The sequence below is a fragment of the Herbaspirillum sp. C7C2 genome (assembly GCF_022627865.1).
GTDB lineage: Bacteria > Pseudomonadota > Gammaproteobacteria > Burkholderiales > Burkholderiaceae_D > Herbaspirillum > Herbaspirillum frisingense.
In genome coordinates, this window is the sequence record NZ_JABXGI010000094.1 from 1 (window position 1) to 246 (window position 246).

General features: G+C 58.1%; 1 protein-coding gene. It reads left to right on the forward strand.

The window, feature by feature from the left end; translation table 11 throughout:
• The coding region (locus tag HWE04_RS24380) for a nucleoside hydrolase (RefSeq protein ID WP_342222451.1) at nucleotides 1-246 on the forward strand (246 nt) is incomplete at both ends.

Consider the following 246-nt stretch of genomic DNA (forward strand, 5'->3'; position numbering starts at 1 on the left):
GTGCTGACCAGCGAGGCTCGCCTGAAAAAAATCGCCGCGCTTAACAACAATGCAAGCAAGGTGGTGGGCGATATTCTCAATGAATACGTCAAGGGCGACATGGAGCACTACGGCATTCCTGGCGGCCCGGTACACGACGCCACGGTCATTGCCTACCTGCTGAAGCCTGCGTTGTTCAGCGGACGTGAGGTGAACGTGGTAGTCGACAGCCGCGAAGGCCCAACCTTCGGTCAGACCATCGTCGAC